Source organism: Streptomyces viridochromogenes, assembly GCF_001270495.1.
GTDB classification, from domain to species: domain Bacteria; phylum Actinomycetota; class Actinomycetes; order Streptomycetales; family Streptomycetaceae; genus Streptomyces; species Streptomyces viridochromogenes_A.
Genome location: NZ_LGUR01000003.1, coordinates 90139 through 106707, shown reverse-complemented (window position 1 = coordinate 106707; position 16569 = coordinate 90139). Strand labels below are relative to the sequence as shown.

Sequence of the window (16569 nt, the reverse complement as noted above, 5' to 3'; positions counted from 1 at the left end):
AGGCGGGCGCGAACCCCGTTCAGGCGGGTCGGTGTACGGATGAGGCGGGCGCGGCCCCTTCCCCCAGGCCGGCGCGCGGGGGGTGGGGCCGGCTCAGTCCATTCAGCCCGTCCGGCGGTTGAGGACGAGGCCGTTCAGGCCGAGGGGGGTCTGGGGGCGGAGCCCCCCGGCGGTCGCCCACGCCGGGCGATCGGCCCGGTGTCCTTCGGCAGGCGACCCGCGTCAGCCAGAGCCTTCCGCAGCAGAAACTCGATCTGCGCGTTGGCCGAGCGCAGCTCGTCACCCGCCCACCGCGCGAGCGCCTCGTACACCGACGGGTCGAGCCGCAGCAGCACCTGCTTGCGCTGCGGCCGACCTTGAGGGGCCGAACCCCCGGAGGGACCCGTCACTGGTAGAGCGTCCCGGTGTTGAGGACCGGCTGCGGCGCCCTGTCACCGCACAGCACCACCATCAGGTTCGACACCATCGCCGCCTTCCGCTCCTCGTCCAGCTCCACGATGTCCCGCTCGGAGATCCGCGCGAGCGCCGCCTCGACCATGCCCACCGCCCCGTCGACGATCTGACGCCGGGCCGCGACGACCGCCCCGGCCTGCTGCCGCTGGAGCATCGCGGAGGCGATCTCGGGAGCGTACGCGAGATGCGTGAAGCGTGACTCGATGATCTGCACCCCGGCCGCCTCCACGCGCGCGTGCAGTTCGGCGGCGAGCTTCTCGGTGATCTCCTCGGCGTTGCCGCGCAGGGAGAGGCCGGCCTCGTCATGGGCGTCGTACGGGTACTCGATGGCGATGTGCCGCACCGCCGCCTCGGTCTGGGTGGAGACGAACTCCAGGAAGTCGTCCACCTCGAACGTGGCCTGCGCGGTGTCCTCCACCTTCCACACCACGACCGCGGCGAGCTCGATCGGGTTTCCGTAGGCGTCGTTGACCTTGAGGACGGCCGTCTCGTGGTTGCGGACCCGGGTCGAGATCTTCGTACGGGACGTGAAGGGGTTCACCCAGCGCAGCCCGTCCTCCCGGATCGTGCCCCGGTACCGCCCGAAGAGCTGGACGACCCGCGCCTCGCCCGGCGCGACCATGTTCAGCCCGCACATGGCCAGGGTCGCGGCGATGGCGACCAGGATGCCGGCGACGATCAGCGTGGCCTGGCCGCCGGCCCCGGAGACCGTCGAGCCGGTGACGATCAGCCCCGCGCCTACCAGCAGCCCGACCAGGCCGAGCAGCAGGGCGAGCCCGCCGCCGATGCTGTGCGCGGTGAACTCGCGCACGCGCGGTGCCGGCATCTGGGGCACGTCAGGTGCGTCTGATGCGGCAGGTGCGGCGGCGGTGCGGGATGTGGCGTCGGTCTTGTCGTTCTTGTCGTGCGACATGGTGGTGGTTCCCCCGTTTTCTTCAGTGCTTCGTTTCCCTCACGAAGCCGCGAGCGGCTTCGCCCCTATCTCGGGTCTATCTAAGTGATATCACTTTACCCCGTCCGGGCAACCCTATGCACGCCTCAGTCGTCGGTTCCGGTGGGACAGGTGCTGATTGTCACGTCCCCAAAAGCCCGGATCGACAGGGCTTTGTCACAACTTCCGGTGTTAGCTTTCTGAGCTGACCTGAGCGGCGAACCTGTGTGGCGGTAGCGCACACAAGAGCGAAGCGGAGCGGAACGGACCCATGGGACGAGCGGAAGACAGACGAGCGCGGCAGCGCGGCGGCCGCCGCGCGGCGCCCCGGCGTTCGTCCGGGTCGCCGTCGGTCGCCGGGGGAGACGCGTCGGCCACCGTCATCGGGACACCGTCGGACGCCGTGGGAGGCCGGGCCGCGGCCCGCCGGGCGGCCAGGTCGGGAGGCAGGAGCGGGAACGGCAAGGGCCGAATACGCCGGCTCTTCACCTGGAAGAAGATCCTCGGCACGTTCCTCGGTACGTGCCTGCTCGCCATCGCCGCGTTCATCGGGCTGTACCTGTACGTGGACGTGCCCGACGACAACGCCGCCGCCCAGGCCGCCCAGCGCCAGAGCAACGTCTACAAGTACAGCGACGGCACCACCCTGGCCCGCGACGGCAAGGTCAACCGCGAGATCGTGGACCTGTCCAAGGTGCCGAAGGAAGTCCGGGACACCTTCGTCGCGGCCGAGAACAAGTCGTTCTACAACGACAACGGCATCGACCTGAAGGGCACGGCCCGCGGTGTGCTCAACACGCTGATGGGCAAGGGCGCGCAGGGTGGTTCGACCATCACCCAGCAGTACGTCAAGAACTACTACCTCAGCCAGGAACAGACGGTCAGCCGCAAGCTCAGGGAGATCGTCATCTCCCTGAAGGTCGACCGCCAGATGTCCAAGGACGACATCCTCGCCGGCTACATCAACACCAGCTACTACGGCCGTGGCGCCTACGGCATCCAGGCCGCCGCCCAGGCCTACTACCGCGTCGACGCCGAAAAGCTCAGCGTCGAACAGGGCGCGTATCTCGCCGCGCTGCTCCAGGCGCCGAGCCAGTACGACTGGCATTCCGCGTCCGACACCGGCAGGAAGCTGGTCACGGCCCGCTGGAACTACGTCCTGGACAACATGGTCGAGGAGGGCTGGCTCGACAAGGCCGAACGTCAGGACATGAAGTTCCCGAAGCCCGAGGAGCCGAAGCCCACCGCCGGCCGGGAAGGCCAGAAGGGCTATCTGATCGAGCTCGCCAACGAGCAGCTCATCGGCCAGCTGATGAAGCAGGAGGGCATCCCGCGCTCCCAGGCGGAGGCCGAGGTCGTCGACCAGGGCTGGACCATCACCCTGAACATCGACAAGAAGAAGCAGGCGCAGCTGGAGAAGGCCGTCAAGGCGCAGCTCACCAGCAAGCTCGACAAGAAGAAGCGGCCGGTCGACGCGGACGTCCAGGCCGGCGCCGTCTCCGTCGATCCCAAGACGGGCAAGGTCGTCGCGCTGTACGGCGGCGTGGACTACTTCAAGCACTACACGAGCAACGCCACGCGCACCGACTACCAGCCCGCGTCGACCTTCAAGCCGGTGATCCTGGCCGCAGCCCTGGAGGAGAGCGCCCGGACACGGTCCGGCAAGCCGATCACCGCGAACACGATCTACGACGGCACCAGCAAGCGCCAGGTCCTGAACGCCGACGGCGACAAGGTCGGCTTCGCCCCGGAGAACGAGGACGACGGGAACTACGGCCCCATCACCGTCCAGACGGCGATGAACAAGTCGGTCAACTCCGTCTTCGCGCAGATGGGCGTCGACGTCGGCATGACGAACGTCATGGACGTGGCCGGCAAGCTCGGCATGGACACCTCCAAGGAGGAGGCCGTCCCCGCGCAGACGCTCGGCACCATGGGCGCCAGCCCGCTGCAGATGGCCGGCGTGTACGCGACCCTCGACAACCACGGCGAGAAGGTCACCCCGAGCATCCTCAAGAAGGCCGAGCACAACAGCCGTGCCGTCGACATCCCGAACCCGATCGGCGAGCAGGTCATCAGCCGTGAGGCCGCCGACACGGTGACCTCGGTGCTGACGGGCGTGGTCGACGACGGTACGGCGCAGCGGGCCGTGGCGAACAACCCCAAGCACGAGGGCCAGAAGGTCGCCGGCAAGACGGGTACGTCCGACGACAACAAGTCGGCCTGGTTCACCGGCTACACGCCCGACCTGGTCACCTCGGTGGGCCTGTTCGGTGAGGACGAGAAGACCCACGCCCAGACCAAGATGTACGGCGCGGGCGGCGAGGAGCGCGTCAACGGCGGTGGCTTCCCGGCGGAGATCTGGGCGGCGTACATGTTCGGCGTGACGGACCCGGACGCCAGGTTCGACCTGGACACCGACCAGGGCGCGGCCGTCCAGCCGACCTGGACGCCGACTCCGACCCAGGAGCCGACGACCCAGGAGCCCACGGAGGAACCGACGACTCAGAAGCCGACGGAGACCCCGACGACCGAGCCGCCGACGGAGACCCCGACGACCGAGCCGCCGACGGAGGAGCCGACGACCGAACCGGTCCCGACGGCCCCGACGGACGAGCCGACGGACCCCATCACCCTGGACCCGGTCAGACCTGACGACGACCAGTAGGACAGCGCGCTCCGAAGGGGGCGCGGGGAGTATCGATGTGCGGCTCCGCCGCGTGGGCCGACCAGCCACGACGAACCTGCAGTCGTGGCTGGTCGCGCAGGTCCCCTACGACGCTCAGCCGCGATTCAACTCGAACCAGACGACTTTCCCGGTACTCAACCGAGTCGCCCCCCACCGCCGAGCCAGCCGGTTCACGAGATACAAGCCCCGCCCACCCTCGTCCGTGGCCCGAGCCTGCCGCAGCCGCGGCAACTGCGGCACATCGTCCCCGACCTCGCACCGCAGCACATCGGTCCGCAGCAACCGCAACGTCACCGGCCGCGAGGCGTACCGCACCGCGTTGGTCACGACCTCGCTGACCAACAGCTCCACGGAATCCGTCAGTTCCTCCAGGCCCCAGCGGGCGAGCGCCCGCCGCGCCAGCCGCCGGGCCCGGCCCGGCGCCGCGTCCTCCGGCTCCAGGAACCAGTACGCCACGTCGCTGGGCGCGATCCCGTCGAAGCGGGCGGCGAGCAGCGCGATGTCGTCGTCCCGGTCGCCCGGCCCGAGCATGTCGAGGACCTCGTCGCAAAGAGCTTCCAGCGGCGGCGGATGGTCGGGCCCGGTGAGCTGGGCGACGGCGGCGAGCTTCTCACGCAGCTGCTCTATGCCGGTCCACACGTCACGCAGGCGCGACTCGACCAGACCGTCCGTGTAGAGCAGCAGCGTCGCTCCGGCCGGCGCGTCCAGCTCTACGGCCTCGAAGTCGACGCCCCCGACGCCGATCGGCGCGCCCGCCGGAACCCGCAGCACCTCCGCGCGACCGCCCAGGTGCAGCAGGACGGGCGGCGGATGGCCGGCGTTGGCGATGGTGATGCGGTGCGAGACCGGGTCGTAGACGGCGTAGAGGCAGGTCGCCATGCGGTCGGTGCCCAGGCGCTGCGCCTGCTCGTCGAGGTGGTGCAGGACCTCCTGCGGGGGCAGGTCGAGCCCGGCGAGGGTCTGGGCCGTCGTCCGCAGCTGGCCCATGATCGCGGCCGAGGTCATGGAGTGGCCCATGACGTCACCGACGACCAGCGCCACCCGGCTGCCCGGCAGCGGGATCGCGTCGTACCAGTCGCCGCCCACCCGGGCCGTCTCGGCCGCAGGGAGGTAGCGGGACGCCAGCCGCACGCCGGTCGGGCGGGGCAGCGTCTCCGGCAGCATGGTGCGCTGGAGCTCGTCGGCGATGTACGCCTCACGGCCGTACAGCACCGCCTTGTCGATGCCGAGCGCGCTGTGCGTGGCGAGCTGGGCGGCGACGAGGAGGTCGTCGGGCTCGAAGGCCAGGCGATCCGGGCGGCGCAGGAAGACGGCGGCGCCGATGACACGGCGCCGGCCGCGCAGCGGGGCGAGGATCGCGCGCTGCCCGTCCGGGATGATCAACTCGCCTTCCTCGCCCAGTAGTTCGGGCAGGGCGGCGCGGGCGGCGGGCGCGTCGGCGAAGACGGGACGTACGCCTCGCAGTACCTCGGCGAGCGCGCCGCCGGGCCGTACCTCGCACAGTTCGGCGGTGACGGTGGACAGTTCGGTCAGCTCGGTCGGCTCCGGCTGCGCCTGGGCGGGCAGGAAGCCGCCCTCGGTGTCCCGCTCCTCGGGGATGCGGTCGGTGCGGCGCAACCGCAGCACGACGGGGCCGGTGGGTCGCTCGTCGCCGACCGGCAGCGGGTCGCGCAGATAGACGAGGATCGCGTCGGAGAAGGTCGGCACGGTCGCCCGGCACAGCCCCATCACGATCTCGTCCAGGTCTATGCCGCGGGCGATCCGCCGGGTGGCGGCGCCCACGAAGCGCAGCCGGTCCCCGTCCCGCCGCATCGGCGTGGGCCGCCCGGGCGGCAGCCCCTGTCCGGTACGCCGCTCGGCGGAGGACTGCGGCGGCTCGGCGCCGGGCTGCGGCGGGACGGCCTCCGGAACGGGCCGCGGCCGGTGCGAGCCGGGCTCGGCGGCGACGGAGGGCTGCGAGTGCTCGGGGCCGTTGCCGGCGATGTCTGAGGGCTCCTTGCTCGGGCCGGACGGTTCGGTGATGCCCGGCGTGGAGGGGGTCTCTCCGGTGCGCGCCTGCGCGGGGAGGGAGGTGCCCCCGAAGGCGTCGCCGCCAGGGGAGTGCGACGGCGTGGAGTGCGGCGGCGTGGAGTGGGTCGTCGGCGGTGTCGAGGTACGCACGGGCGCCCCGCGGGACTCCGCGGGGTCGACGCCCGTCTCGGGGCGTTCGAAGGAGGTCGGCTGCTCCGTCACGCCTTTCGAATCCATCCGTCCGGGGCTGCACGCCGCGCGTGCGGTTCGTCCCGCCGAAACTCCGATACCCGGAATACGTGCCCCAGGAACGGAATTCCCGCGTGGCAAGAGGCAGTTCCTGTGCAGCCGGTGGACCGTCTGCCCCTGCCGACGTTGCCCTGGTAACCCTCGCTCACGTCCTGCCGCCCCTCGGTGACGATCGGTCAAGCCCGGCGCGCACTCCGGTAGTTGCTGCCGATGCGCGCCCTTGCGGAGGACGATCCTACGTTTGTTGCCCGGGGGCGCATCAAGGGTCTCATGAGGACATGTGCGCGGGCGTGCGATCCCAGTCCTCAGGCAAAGAAGGTACAGCCCAGGCGGGATCCGGGCGCCAGTGCTGCCAGCCGTCGGCGAACGGCGGCCCCCAGGCGCGGATCACCTCCACCGCGTTCTGCCCCGCCGCCCGCACCCGCGCGGCGAGCCGGTCGTCCACCAGCCCGTCCCGCTGGGCCTGCGCGAACTCGTCCTCGTCCCGCCAGTGCCAACTGCGGTCCGGGTGCACGGAGATGTCGAGAAAATGGTCCTCGGAGTCCACCCCGCCCGCCCAACGGGCCAGCGGTTCCTCAAGGTTCACGTACCAGTTCTTGAACTGCCACCCGGGCTCCCAGAACAGCCACACCGACCACGGCTCACCGGGCCGCGCGAGCTTCAGCACCCCGGTCCCGAACCACCGGTCGCGCTGGACGGTACGCGGCTTGGTGTACCGCGTCTCAAGCGGCTCCCCGTGCACGGACGTTCCGTCGGCGAGCACGGGCTTCACACACTCCGTCCCCGGAGCGAGCCACACGGCGAGGATCTCGTGGTCGTCGCGTACGACGGTGACGGGACGCGCGATATGGAAGCGACGGCCGGCGTTCTCCCGGTACCGCCACAGGATCTGTGTCCCGGGGGCCCAGAATCCCGTAGATCCGCCCGCTTCCATTTCCGTCGTCACCGCTCCACCGTCTGCCATGTACAGATATTAGGTGCCACAGGCATACGACGCTGCGGCGACCGTCACGGTTCACCGCACCGCGACGATCACGCGACGACTCGTTACGGCCGTGTCATCCGCAGGACATCGAGGGCCTCGTCCAACTGCTCGACGGTCAGGTCACCACGCTCCACATAGCCGCCCTCCAACACGACTTGGCGGATGGTCTTCCGCTCCGCCAGGGCCTTCTTGGCGACCTTGGCGGCCTCCTCGTACCCGATGTACTTGTTGAGCGGCGTGACGACGGAGGGGGACGACTCGGCGTACTCCAGGGCCCGTTCGCGATGGGCGACGATGCCGTCGACGGTGCGGTCGGCCAGCAGCCGGGAGGCGTTGGCGAGCAGCCGGACCGACTCCAGGACGTTCTTCGCGATGACCGGGAGCATCACGTTCAGCTCGAAGTTGCCGGCGGCGCCGGCGGTGGCCACGGTCGCGTCGTTGCCGACGACCTGCGCGGCGACCATGAGGACGGCCTCCGGGATGACCGGGTTGACCTTGCCGGGCATGATCGAGGACCCCGGCTGGAGGTCGGGCAGGCTGATCTCGGCGAGCCCGGTGCGGGGCCCGGACGCCATCCACCGCAGGTCGTTCGAGATCTTCGTCAGCCCGACCGCGATGGTCCGCAGCTGTCCGCTGGTCTCCACGATCCCGTCCCGGGCACCCTGCGCCTCGAAGTGGTCGCGGGCCTCGGTGAGCGGCAGCCCGGTGGCGCGGGCCACCTCCTCGATGACGGCGGCGGAGAACCCGGGTGGCGTGTTGATGCCGGTCCCCACGGCCGTTCCACCGAGGGGGAGTTCGGCGAGGCGGGGCAGGGAGGCGTGGAGCCGCTCGACGCCGTACCGCACCTGAGCGGCGTACCCGCCGAACTCCTGCCCCAGCGTCACCGGAGTGGCGTCCATGAGATGGGTCCGCCCCGACTTCACGACGTCGGCGAACTCCTCGGCCTTCCGCTCCAGGGCCGCGGCGAGATGCTCCAGCGCCGGCACCAGATCACGGGTGACGGCGGCGGTGGCGGCGATGTGGATGGAGGAGGGGAAGACGTCGTTGGAGGACTGCGAGGCGTTCACATGGTCGTTGGGGTGGACGTCCCGCCCGAGCCGCTCGGTCGCGAGGGTGGCGATGACCTCGTTGGTGTTCATGTTGGACGAGGTCCCGGACCCGGTCTGGAACACGTCGATCGGGAAGTGCTCGTCCCACCGCCCCTCGGCGACCTCGCCGGCCGCTTCCTGGATGGCCTCGGCGATGTCCTTGTCGAGCACCCCGAGCCGCGCGTTCACCTTGGCGGCGGCGCCTTTGATCCGCGCGAGCGCCTCGATGTGGGCGCGCTCGATGCGTTGGCCGGAGATGGGGAAGTTCTCGACGGCACGCTGCGTCTGCGCCCGCCACTTGGCGTCCGCCGGGACGCGGACCTCGCCCATGGAGTCGTGCTCGATGCGGTAGTCGCTCATACCGGCTACAGCGATCGGGCGGGCGGAGATGTTCCGGGGTTGGGCCATGTGGGGCATGTGGGGCGGGCGTTCTGCACACGGGACTTCGCCCCACAGGTTGGTCGCCCCCGCCGCCCCTACCTGTCCCATCCCTGAGGGCTCCGCCCCAGACCCCGTTCCTCAAACGCCGGAGGGGCTGGATTGTCAGTGCCGGCCGGCATCATCCAGCCTGTCCGGCGTTTGAGGACGAGGCCCGCAGGGCCGACAGCGGGGGTCTGGGGGCGCAGCCCTCAGGGATGGGACGGGTAGGGGCGGCGGGAGCGAGTTCAGTCCCCCGCCGCGCCCCGAGGGGCTACGCCAGGCCCGGGCCCCGCACCGGAATCGACGTGAACGTCGGCGCCGGCGCCGGGTCCTGGAAGAAGTCGTTGCCCTTGTCGTCGACCACGATGAACGCCGGGAAGTCCTCGACCTCGATCTTCCACACGGCCTCCATGCCGAGCTCCTCGTACTCGACGACCTCGACCTTCTTGATGCAGTCCTGGGCGAGGCGCGCGGCCGGGCCGCCGATGGAGCCCAGGTAGAAACCGCCGTGGCTGCCGCACGCGTCGGTGACCTGCTTGCTGCGGTTCCCCTTGGCCAGCATGACCTTGGAGCCGCCGGCCGCCTGGAACTGCTCGACGTAGCTGTCCATGCGCCCGGCCGTCGTCGGCCCGAAGGAGCCGGACGCGTAGCCCTCGGGGGTCTTCGCCGGCCCGGCGTAGTACACCGGGTGGTCCTTCAGGTACTGCGGCATGTCCTCCCCCGCGTCCAGCCGCTCCTTGATCTTGGCGTGCGCGATGTCGCGGGCCACGACCAGCGGACCGGTGAGGGACAGACGGGTCTTCACCGGGTACTTGGTCAGCTCGGCGAGGATGTCGTCCATCGGCTGGTTCAGGTCGATCTTGACGACGTCGCCGTCCTGCTCCAAGTGCTCGTCCGTCGTCTCCGGCAGGAACCGCGCCGGGTCCGTCTCCAACTGCTCCAGGAAGACACCCTCGGCGGTGATCTTCGCGACGGCCTGACGGTCGGCGGAGCAGGAGACGGCGATGGCGACGGGGCACGAGGCACCGTGCCGCGGCAGCCGCACCACCCGCACGTCGTGGCAGAAGTACTTGCCGCCGAACTGCGCCCCGATCCCGATCTTCTGCGTCAGCTCGAAGACCTTCTCCTCCAGCTCCTTGTCCCGGAACCCGTGCCCGAGCGGCGAGCCCTCGGCCGGGATCTCGTCCAGGTAGTGCGCGGAGGCGTACTTCGCGGTCTTCAGCGCGTACTCGGCGGACGTGCCGCCGACCACGATCGCCAGGTGGTACGGCGGGCAGGCGGCCGTACCCAGCGAACGGATCTTCTCCTCCAGGAACTTCATCATGGAGGCCTCGTTCAGGACGGCCTTGGTCTCCTGGTAGAGGAAGGACTTGTTGGCGGAGCCACCGCCCTTTGCCATGAACAGGAACTTGTACGCGCCGCCGTCGGTGGCGTACAGCTCGATCTGGGCCGGCAGGTTCGACCCGGTGTTCTTCTCCTCCCACATGGTGAGCGGAGCCATCTGCGAGTAGCGCAGGTTCAGATTGAGGTACGCGTCATAGATGCCGCGGCTCAGTGCCGCCTCGTCCCCGCCCTCGGTCAGCACGTTCTGCCCGCGCTTGCCCATCACGATGGCCGTACCGGTGTCCTGGCACATGGGCAGGACTCCCGCCGCCGCGATGTTCGCGTTCTTCAGCAGGTCCAGTGCCACGAACTTGTCGTTGCTCGACGCCTCGGGGTCGTCGATGATCCGGCGCAGCTGCGCCAGGTGGGCGGGGCGGAGGTAGTGCTGGATGTCGTGGATGGCCTCCTCGGCCAGCTTGCGCAGCGCCTCGGGCTCCACCTTGAGGAACGTCCGCCCGTCGGCCTCGAAGGTGGAGACACCCTCGGCGGTCACCAGCCGGTACGGGGTGGTGTCCTCTCCCATGGGGAGCAGATCGGTGTACGCGAACTCAGGCATGTCGCCCATTCCTCACTAAACAGACAGCGCGGCTGGCCTCCATTGGCAGCGTCCACCAGCGTAGAACCTGCCACTGACGACGAGCTTGTGAGGTAAGGCTCAGTTCGATGCCCGAACGCGGGGGCCAGGGCGGGTCGAGGCGGGCCGGGATGGGTCGGAGTGGGGGTCAGGGCGGGTTCAGGCAGGGGGCTATCGCGATCTATCGTGTTTCGGTACTCTGCTGCCGTGGACCTTCAGAAGCAGACCGCACCCGCTGCCGCCACCGAGCCCCGCGTTGCCGAGCTCCGTGCCTCCGAGCTTCGTGCCTCCGACGCCGACCGCGACCGGATCGCCGACATCCTGCGCGACGCCCTGGCCGAGGGCCGCCTCACCGCCGACGAGCACGCCGAGCGCGTAGAGGGCGTGCTGGCGGCCAAGACGGTCGGTGAACTGGATGTCTTCATACGGGACCTGCCCGCCGCCCATGTGCGCCGCGCGCCCCACATCCCCGCCCCCGGCCGGCCCGCCGCCGGCGCGGTACCGGCCGAGCCCGACGAGAACGTGGTCGCGGTCTTCAGCAGCGCCGTCCGCAAGGGCCGCTGGCGCGCGGGCCGCCGTATCCACGCGTACGCGATCTTCGGCAGTGTGGAGATAGACCTCACCGAGGCGCTCTTCGAGTACCAGCACGTCGTGATCCGGGCGATCTCGGTCTTCGGCAACGTCGAGGTCCGCGTCCCGGAGAACGTCTCGCTGCGCGGCACCGGCGGCGGCGTGCTCGGCAACTTCGAGGTGGACCACCTCGACGCGGAGGATCCCGAGGCGCCGGTCGTCCATGTCGACGGCTGGGCCGTGCTCGGCAATATCGAGGGCAGGCCGAAACGGGGGAAGGTCGTCGCCGACATTCTCGACCGGGTTCAGCGCAAGGTCGACAAGGGTTTGCGCAAGCATCTGGATCGTTGACGGTTGTGAATCGGACCGCTTCCGACCCGGTTTCGAAGCGAATCGGGAGCCGCACAGCACTGCGCACGACCCCTCGAAATCCAGCGGTTCGGAACTGACTGCATAGGCGCGCGTACAGCGGGTAGACCTTGCTGCATCGTCTCTCGCTCGCGAAGCCGTCGTCAGGAGTAGACCGTGCTGCAACCGCCGCATTCGTCCCTGCAGGTCGCTGCCGTTCCGGCCCAGCGGGTGCCAGTGCGAGACAGGGACCAAGACGCCCCATGGCATACGGAGGCCGTGTGCCGGCGCGATGAGGCCGGCCTGTTCTTCGCCCCCTCCAAGGAGCCGACCGCGGCCCGTCTCTCCCGTGAGGAGGCGGCCAAGCGGGTCTGCGCACGCTGCCCGGTCATGGTCGAGTGCCGCGAACACGCCCTTCTCCAACCCGAGCCGTACGGCGTCTGGGGCGGCCTCACCGCGGCAGAACGCCGAGTGGTGCTGGCAAGGCGCCGCCGCCGCGAGATGGAATTGAAGAAGGCGGCAAGGACGGCGAACCCCATAGCGCAAGCAGGCTGAGAAGCAGGAAATTGGGCGCCCCCTCCGCACCGGGGGCGCCCAATTGGCTGCGCATTTCCTTCAGGTGCTACTCGCTAGCGCGCTGCGCGCGTTTCGTCCTGCCGAAATCTCACTTCGCCCTGTCGAAGTCGATCGCGCTGTAGGCCCGCAGCTTGCTCAGCCGGTGCTCGGAGTCGATCCTCCGCACCGTGCCCGACTTCGACCGCATCACGATGGAGTCGGTCGTGGCGTTCTCCGACCGGTACCGCACACCACGCAGCAGCTCACCGTCGGTGATTCCCGTGGCGACGAAGAACACGTTGTCCCCGGCGACCAGGTCGTCCGTCAGCAGCACCCGGTCGAGGTCGTGCCCCGCGTCGATGGCCCGCTGCCGCTCCTCGTCGTCCTTGGGCCACAGCTTGCCCTGGATCGTGCCGCCCAGGCACTTCACCGCACAGGCCGAGATGATGCCCTCGGGCGTACCGCCGATGCCGAGCAGCATGTCGACGCCGGTGCCCTCGCGCAGCGCGTAGATCGATCCCGCGACGTCACCGTCGGAGATCAGCTTGATGCGCGCACCGGCGTCCCGGATCTCCTTGATGATGCCCTCGTGGCGGGGCCGGTCGAGGATGACGACGGTGACGTCCTCGGGCGTGGACCGCTTGGCCTTGGCGACGCGGCGGATGTTCACGGACACCGGCGCGTCGATGTCGACGAAGTCGGCGGCCTCGGGGCCGGTGACCAGTTTGTCCATGTAGAAGACGGCGGACGGGTCGAACATGGCCCCACGGTCCGCCGCGGCGAGCACGGAGATCGCGTTGGGCATGCCCTTCGCGGTCAGCGTGGTCCCGTCGATCGGGTCGACGGCGATGTCGACCTCGGCCCCGGTTCCGTCGCCGACCCGCTCTCCGTTGAAGAGCATCGGTGCTTCGTCCTTCTCGCCCTCACCGATGACGACGACGCCGTTCATCGACACGGTGTGGACGAGGGTCCGCATGGCGCGCACCGCGGCACCGTCGGCGCCGTTCTTGTCGCCGCGCCCGACCCAGCGGCCGGCGGCCATCGCCGCTGCTTCGGTCACACGGACCAGTTCCAGGGCGAGGTTGCGGTCGGGGGCTTCACTGGGTACTTCGAGCTCGGACGGCAAATGATGATGATTCTCGGTCATCGGAGCGCACCTTTCTGATACGACGACGGCCGGATGAGGGTGACGGCCCTGACTCTATCCTCGGGCGGACAGAATGAGCAGGGGGCCCCACGGATGAGCAGGCCAGGGCACCTGCGACGATAGGGGGCGTGGCAGGTACGAACGGCAAGCAGAAGTCGGTCCGCAACATGGTCCTCTCCCTGGGAGTGACCGTGCTCGCGGCGGGGGTCATCTATCTCTTCGTGCCCCACGAGGACGGCACCCCCGACCTCCCGCGGGTCGACTACCGCGTCGAGCTGCTCACGGCCCGGCGCGCGGCGTCCTACCCGGTGGTCGCGCCGCAGGGGCTGCCCGACACCTGGAAGGCGACATCCGTCCGCTTCAAGGGCGACGACTCCGACGCCTGGCATCTCGGCTTCCACATCTCGGGCGGGGACTACGTCCAGGTCGAGCAGTCGACCGAGAAGCCGGCGACGTTCCTGGAGGAGGCCACCCAGGGCGGCCGGGCGACCGAGGACACCGAGAAGATCGGCGACCGGACGTGGACGCGGTACACGGGCGGCCGCTACGACGCGCTCGTCCACCAGGACAAGGGCGCGACCACGGTGGTGGCGGGCACGGGGTCGTTCGAGCAGCTGAGGCAGATGGCGAAGGCGCTGAAGGCGGAGTGACCCTCCGGGCATGACGAAAGGCCCCCGGCGTACGGCTGGGGGCCTTTCGTCATACGCGTTCGTCGTTGCCGTTGTCCGCGTCCGCGGTCGGTTCAGACCGTGGTGATGACCTGGTCGTACTCCAGGCGCGGGGAGCGCGGGTACCAGGCGTCGGCGCCGGGCTTGCCGATGTTGACGACCATCAGCGGGGTGTGGTCGTCGTCCAGGAACTCCTTGCGGACGCCCTCGAAGTCGAAGCCGGTCATCGGTCCGGCGGCCAGCCCGGCGGCACGGACGCCGACGATGAAGTACGCGGCCTGAAGCGCGGCGTTCAGCCCGGCGGCGTTCTCGCGGGCCGCGCGCTCGCTGAAGAAGAGGTCCTTGGCCTGCGGGAACGCCGGGAACAGGGTCGGCAGCTCCTCGTGGAACTCGTTGTCCGCGGACAGGATCGCGACCAGCGGGGCGGCGGCGGTCTTGGCCTGGTTGCCCTCGGCCATGTGCTGCACCAGACGCTCACGGGCCTCGGCCGAGCGGACCAGGGTGATGCGCAGCGGGGTCTGGTTGAAGGCGGTGGGGCCGTACTTGACCAGGTCGTAGATCGCCTGGACCTGCTCCTCGGACACCGGCTCGTCGGTGAAGGTGTTCGCGGTGCGAGCCTCGCGGAACAGCAGGTCCTGGGCGGCGGGGTCAAGAACGAGAGACATGTGTGAACCTTCTCGGGATGTGCGTCGTCCGCGTAAACGGACCGGGGACCGGTTGTCGCGTCCGACGGTACGCGAAACAAGTTCAAGCTTCAACAAAGAGTCGGGTGTGGTGATCCGCTTCACAGCACGGTGCCGCGCGGGGGAAACGCGGTGGTGCGATGCGTTACGAACCGTCCCGGCCGTCTTCCCGCTCCGCCGCGGCCTCCTGGGCCCCCTGAGACTCCTCGGCCTCCTCGGCAAGGGCCGCGTCCAGCCGCGCCCGCGCCCCGTCCAGCCACCGTCGGCACACCTTGGCCAGCTCCTCGCCCCGCTCCCAGAGCGCGAGAGACTCCTCCAGCGTCGTACCGCCCGCCTCCAGCCGCCGTACGACGTCGATCAGCTCGTCCCGGGCCTGCTCGTACCCGAGTGCCTCTTCCACCTTGCTGGTCATTCGCCCACCCTATGCATCGCTTCGTGCGTCACTTGCCGCGTCGCTTCGCGCGGCGTCGACCCGTACGGAGAACTCGCCCTCGGCGACCCGCGCCCGCAGCGCCTCGTCCGCCGTCACCTCATCCGGGTCACGGACCACATGCCCGTCGGCCCGCTGCAGCACCGCGTAGCCCCGCTTCAGGGTCGCCGCGGGGGAGAGGGCCACCACGCGTGCGTGCGTGTGCGTCAGCTCGGACTGGGCGCGGTCGAGGAGGTGGCCGACACAGCGGCGGCTGCGGTCGAGGAGCGAGGCCACGTGATCGGCGCGCTCGTCGATCATCCGATGCGGATCCTCTATCGAGGGCCGCGCGAGGGCATGCGCGAGCCCTCGCTCCTCGCGCTCGACGAACGCCTCGACACACCGCCGGGCCCGGTCACGCAGCATCCGCACCCGCTCGTACTCCTCGCCCACGTCCGGCACGACCTTCTTGGCGGCGTCGGTGGGGGTGGAGGCGCGCAGGTCGGCGACGTGGTCCAGGAGGGGGTTGTCGGGCTCGTGCCCGATCGCGGACACGACCGGGGTCCGACACGAGGCGACGGCCCGGACGAGCTGTTCGTCGGAGAAGGGCAGCAGATCCTCGACGCTCCCGCCCCCACGGGCGACGATGATCACGTCCACGTCGTCGATCTCGTCGAGTTCCTTCACCGCCTGCACGACCTGCGGTACGGCGTGCACGCCCTGTACAGGGACGTTGCGGACCTCGAAGCGGACGGCGGGCCAGCGGTGGCGGGCGTTCTCCAGGACGTCCCGCTCGGCGGCGGAGGCGCGTCCGCAGACCAGGCCGATGAGCTGCGGCAGGAAGGGCAGCGGCTTCTTCCGCTCCGGTGCGAAGAGCCCCTCGGCGGCGAGGGACTTCTTCAGCATCTCCAGCCGGGCGAGGAGCTCGCCGACGCCGACGGGCTTTATCTCGGTGGCGCGCAGGGAGAGCTGGCCGCGCGGGGCGTACCACTCGGGCTTGGCGAGGACGACGACGCGGGCGCCCTCGCTCACCACGTCGGCGACGGAGTCGAACACCTGCCGGTACGCCGTCACGCTCACGGAGATGTCGTACGACGGGTCCCGCAACGTCAGAAACACGACGCCGGCGCCGGGCCGCCGCGACAGCTGTGTGATCTGCCCCTCGACCCACACCGCCCCGAGACGGTCGATCCACCCCCCGATGAGCCGCGACACCTCGCCGACGGGCAGGGGCGATTCGGGAGACGTGTTCACAGCCATGCGCCGAGCGTAACGGCCACCACCGACAACCCGGCCCACCCGCCGGGGGGTTCTTCGCCCCCCGCCGCCCCTACCCGTCCCGTCCCTGGGGGCTGCCGCCCCCAGACCCCCGCTTCGGCCCTGAAGGGGCCTCGTCCTCAAACGCCG

Annotated in this window: 14 protein-coding genes; 4 read left to right on the top strand and 10 right to left on the bottom strand. The window is 70.0% G+C overall.

Annotated elements, in window-relative coordinates:
* Window positions 1-134 precede the first annotated feature (134 nt).
* Both ADK36_RS02605 and ADK36_RS02600 read right to left on the bottom strand, forming a co-directional pair.
* Complete coding sequence (locus ADK36_RS02605; protein ID WP_048586813.1) at window positions 135-389, bottom strand: hypothetical protein; 255 nt, start codon at window positions 387-389, stop codon at window positions 135-137.
* On the bottom strand, window positions 386-1279 hold the full coding sequence (locus tag ADK36_RS02600; RefSeq protein WP_048586825.1) for an SPFH domain-containing protein: 894 nt from the start codon (window positions 1277-1279) through the stop codon (window positions 386-388). The genes ADK36_RS02605 and ADK36_RS02600 overlap by 4 nt, the downstream gene beginning before the upstream one ends.
* Before the next feature lie 376 nt (window positions 1280-1655).
* On the opposite strand from ADK36_RS02600, the gene ADK36_RS02595 reads away from it, so the two are divergent.
* Window positions 1656-4052 carry a transglycosylase domain-containing protein gene (locus ADK36_RS02595; RefSeq protein WP_048586814.1) on the top strand — a complete coding sequence of 799 codons (2397 nt, stop codon included), beginning with the start codon at window positions 1656-1658 and terminating at the stop codon, window positions 4050-4052.
* Window positions 4053-4166: 114 nt separating this feature from the next.
* Here the strand turns inward: ADK36_RS02595 and ADK36_RS02590 are convergent, their stop codons facing one another.
* The 4 genes from ADK36_RS02590 to ADK36_RS02575 all read right to left on the bottom strand — a co-directional run bounded on the left by ADK36_RS02590 (window position 4167) and on the right by ADK36_RS02575 (window position 10764).
* Window positions 4167-6320 (bottom strand): ATP-binding SpoIIE family protein phosphatase, encoded by a 2154-nt coding sequence (locus ADK36_RS02590; RefSeq protein ID WP_199830082.1) that lies wholly within the window; start codon window positions 6318-6320, stop codon window positions 4167-4169.
* 280 nt (window positions 6321-6600) lie between these two features.
* Window positions 6601-7296 (bottom strand): cytidylyl-2-hydroxypropylphosphonate hydrolase, encoded by a 696-nt coding sequence (fomD, locus tag ADK36_RS02585; protein WP_425315367.1) that lies wholly within the window; start codon window positions 7294-7296, stop codon window positions 6601-6603.
* Between the two features lie 83 nt (window positions 7297-7379).
* Complete coding sequence (locus ADK36_RS02580) at window positions 7380-8765, bottom strand: class II fumarate hydratase (protein ID WP_053196193.1); 1386 nt, start codon at window positions 8763-8765, stop codon at window positions 7380-7382.
* Window positions 8766-9096: 331 nt separating this feature from the next.
* Window positions 9097-10764 carry a fumarate hydratase gene (locus ADK36_RS02575; protein ID WP_053196239.1) on the bottom strand — a complete coding sequence of 556 codons (1668 nt, stop codon included), beginning with the start codon at window positions 10762-10764 and terminating at the stop codon, window positions 9097-9099.
* Window positions 10765-10989: 225 nt separating this feature from the next.
* On the opposite strand from ADK36_RS02575, the gene ADK36_RS02570 reads away from it, so the two are divergent.
* Window positions 10990-11703, top strand: a complete 714-nt coding sequence (locus tag ADK36_RS02570) for a DUF1707 SHOCT-like domain-containing protein (RefSeq protein WP_053196190.1) — start codon at window positions 10990-10992, stop codon at window positions 11701-11703.
* Window positions 11704-11877: 174 nt separating this feature from the next.
* On the top strand, window positions 11878-12255 hold the full coding sequence (locus ADK36_RS02565) for a WhiB family transcriptional regulator (protein ID WP_048586819.1): 378 nt from the start codon (window positions 11878-11880) through the stop codon (window positions 12253-12255).
* Window positions 12256-12364: 109 nt separating this feature from the next.
* Here ADK36_RS02565 and glpX read toward each other — a convergent pair whose 3' ends face one another.
* Window positions 12365-13402 (bottom strand): class II fructose-bisphosphatase, encoded by a 1038-nt coding sequence (glpX, locus tag ADK36_RS02560; protein ID WP_030049288.1) that lies wholly within the window; start codon window positions 13400-13402, stop codon window positions 12365-12367.
* A 128-nt stretch (window positions 13403-13530) separates the two neighbouring features.
* Here glpX and ADK36_RS02555 point away from each other — a divergent pair, with 128 nt between their 5' ends.
* Window positions 13531-14052: a DUF4245 domain-containing protein gene (locus tag ADK36_RS02555; RefSeq protein WP_048586821.1), complete on the top strand. Its 522-nt coding sequence runs from the start codon at window positions 13531-13533 to the stop codon at window positions 14050-14052.
* Between the two features lie 92 nt (window positions 14053-14144).
* Here the strand turns inward: ADK36_RS02555 and ADK36_RS02550 are convergent, their stop codons facing one another.
* The 3 genes from ADK36_RS02550 to xseA form a co-directional block, all read right to left on the bottom strand.
* A complete protein-coding gene (locus tag ADK36_RS02550) occupies window positions 14145-14735 on the bottom strand; it encodes a malonic semialdehyde reductase (RefSeq protein ID WP_048586822.1) in 591 nt (196 codons plus the stop codon).
* 163 nt (window positions 14736-14898) lie between these two features.
* Window positions 14899-15165 (bottom strand): exodeoxyribonuclease VII small subunit, encoded by a 267-nt coding sequence (locus ADK36_RS02545; protein WP_053196188.1) that lies wholly within the window; start codon window positions 15163-15165, stop codon window positions 14899-14901.
* Between the two features lie 9 nt (window positions 15166-15174).
* Window positions 15175-16422, bottom strand: a complete 1248-nt coding sequence (xseA, locus tag ADK36_RS02540) for an exodeoxyribonuclease VII large subunit (protein WP_048586824.1) — start codon at window positions 16420-16422, stop codon at window positions 15175-15177.
* Window positions 16423-16569: the final 147 nt, after the last annotated feature.

Excerpts from the sequence above, each read along its gene's own strand:
- ADK36_RS02600 (WP_048586825.1), bottom strand. The coding sequence starts at position 1,279 with ATGCCGGCACCGCGCGTGCGCGAGTTCACCGCGCACAGCATCGGCGGC.
- ADK36_RS02595 (WP_048586814.1), top strand. The coding sequence starts at position 1,656 with ATGGGACGAGCGGAAGACAGACGAGCGCGGCAGCGCGGCGGCCGCCGC.
- ADK36_RS02590 (WP_199830082.1), bottom strand. The coding sequence starts at position 6,320 with ATGGATTCGAAAGGCGTGACGGAGCAGCCGACCTCCTTCGAACGCCCC.
- fomD (WP_425315367.1), bottom strand. The coding sequence starts at position 7,296 with ATGGCAGACGGTGGAGCGGTGACGACGGAAATGGAAGCGGGCGGATCT.
- ADK36_RS02580 (WP_053196193.1), bottom strand. The coding sequence starts at position 8,765 with ATGAGCGACTACCGCATCGAGCACGACTCCATGGGCGAGGTCCGCGTC.
- ADK36_RS02575 (WP_053196239.1), bottom strand. The coding sequence starts at position 10,764 with ATGCCTGAGTTCGCGTACACCGATCTGCTCCCCATGGGAGAGGACACC.
- glpX (WP_030049288.1), bottom strand. The coding sequence starts at position 13,402 with ATGACCGAGAATCATCATCATTTGCCGTCCGAGCTCGAAGTACCCAGT.
- ADK36_RS02550 (WP_048586822.1), bottom strand. The coding sequence starts at position 14,735 with ATGTCTCTCGTTCTTGACCCCGCCGCCCAGGACCTGCTGTTCCGCGAG.
- ADK36_RS02545 (WP_053196188.1), bottom strand. The coding sequence starts at position 15,165 with ATGACCAGCAAGGTGGAAGAGGCACTCGGGTACGAGCAGGCCCGGGAC.
- xseA (WP_048586824.1), bottom strand. The coding sequence starts at position 16,422 with ATGGCTGTGAACACGTCTCCCGAATCGCCCCTGCCCGTCGGCGAGGTG.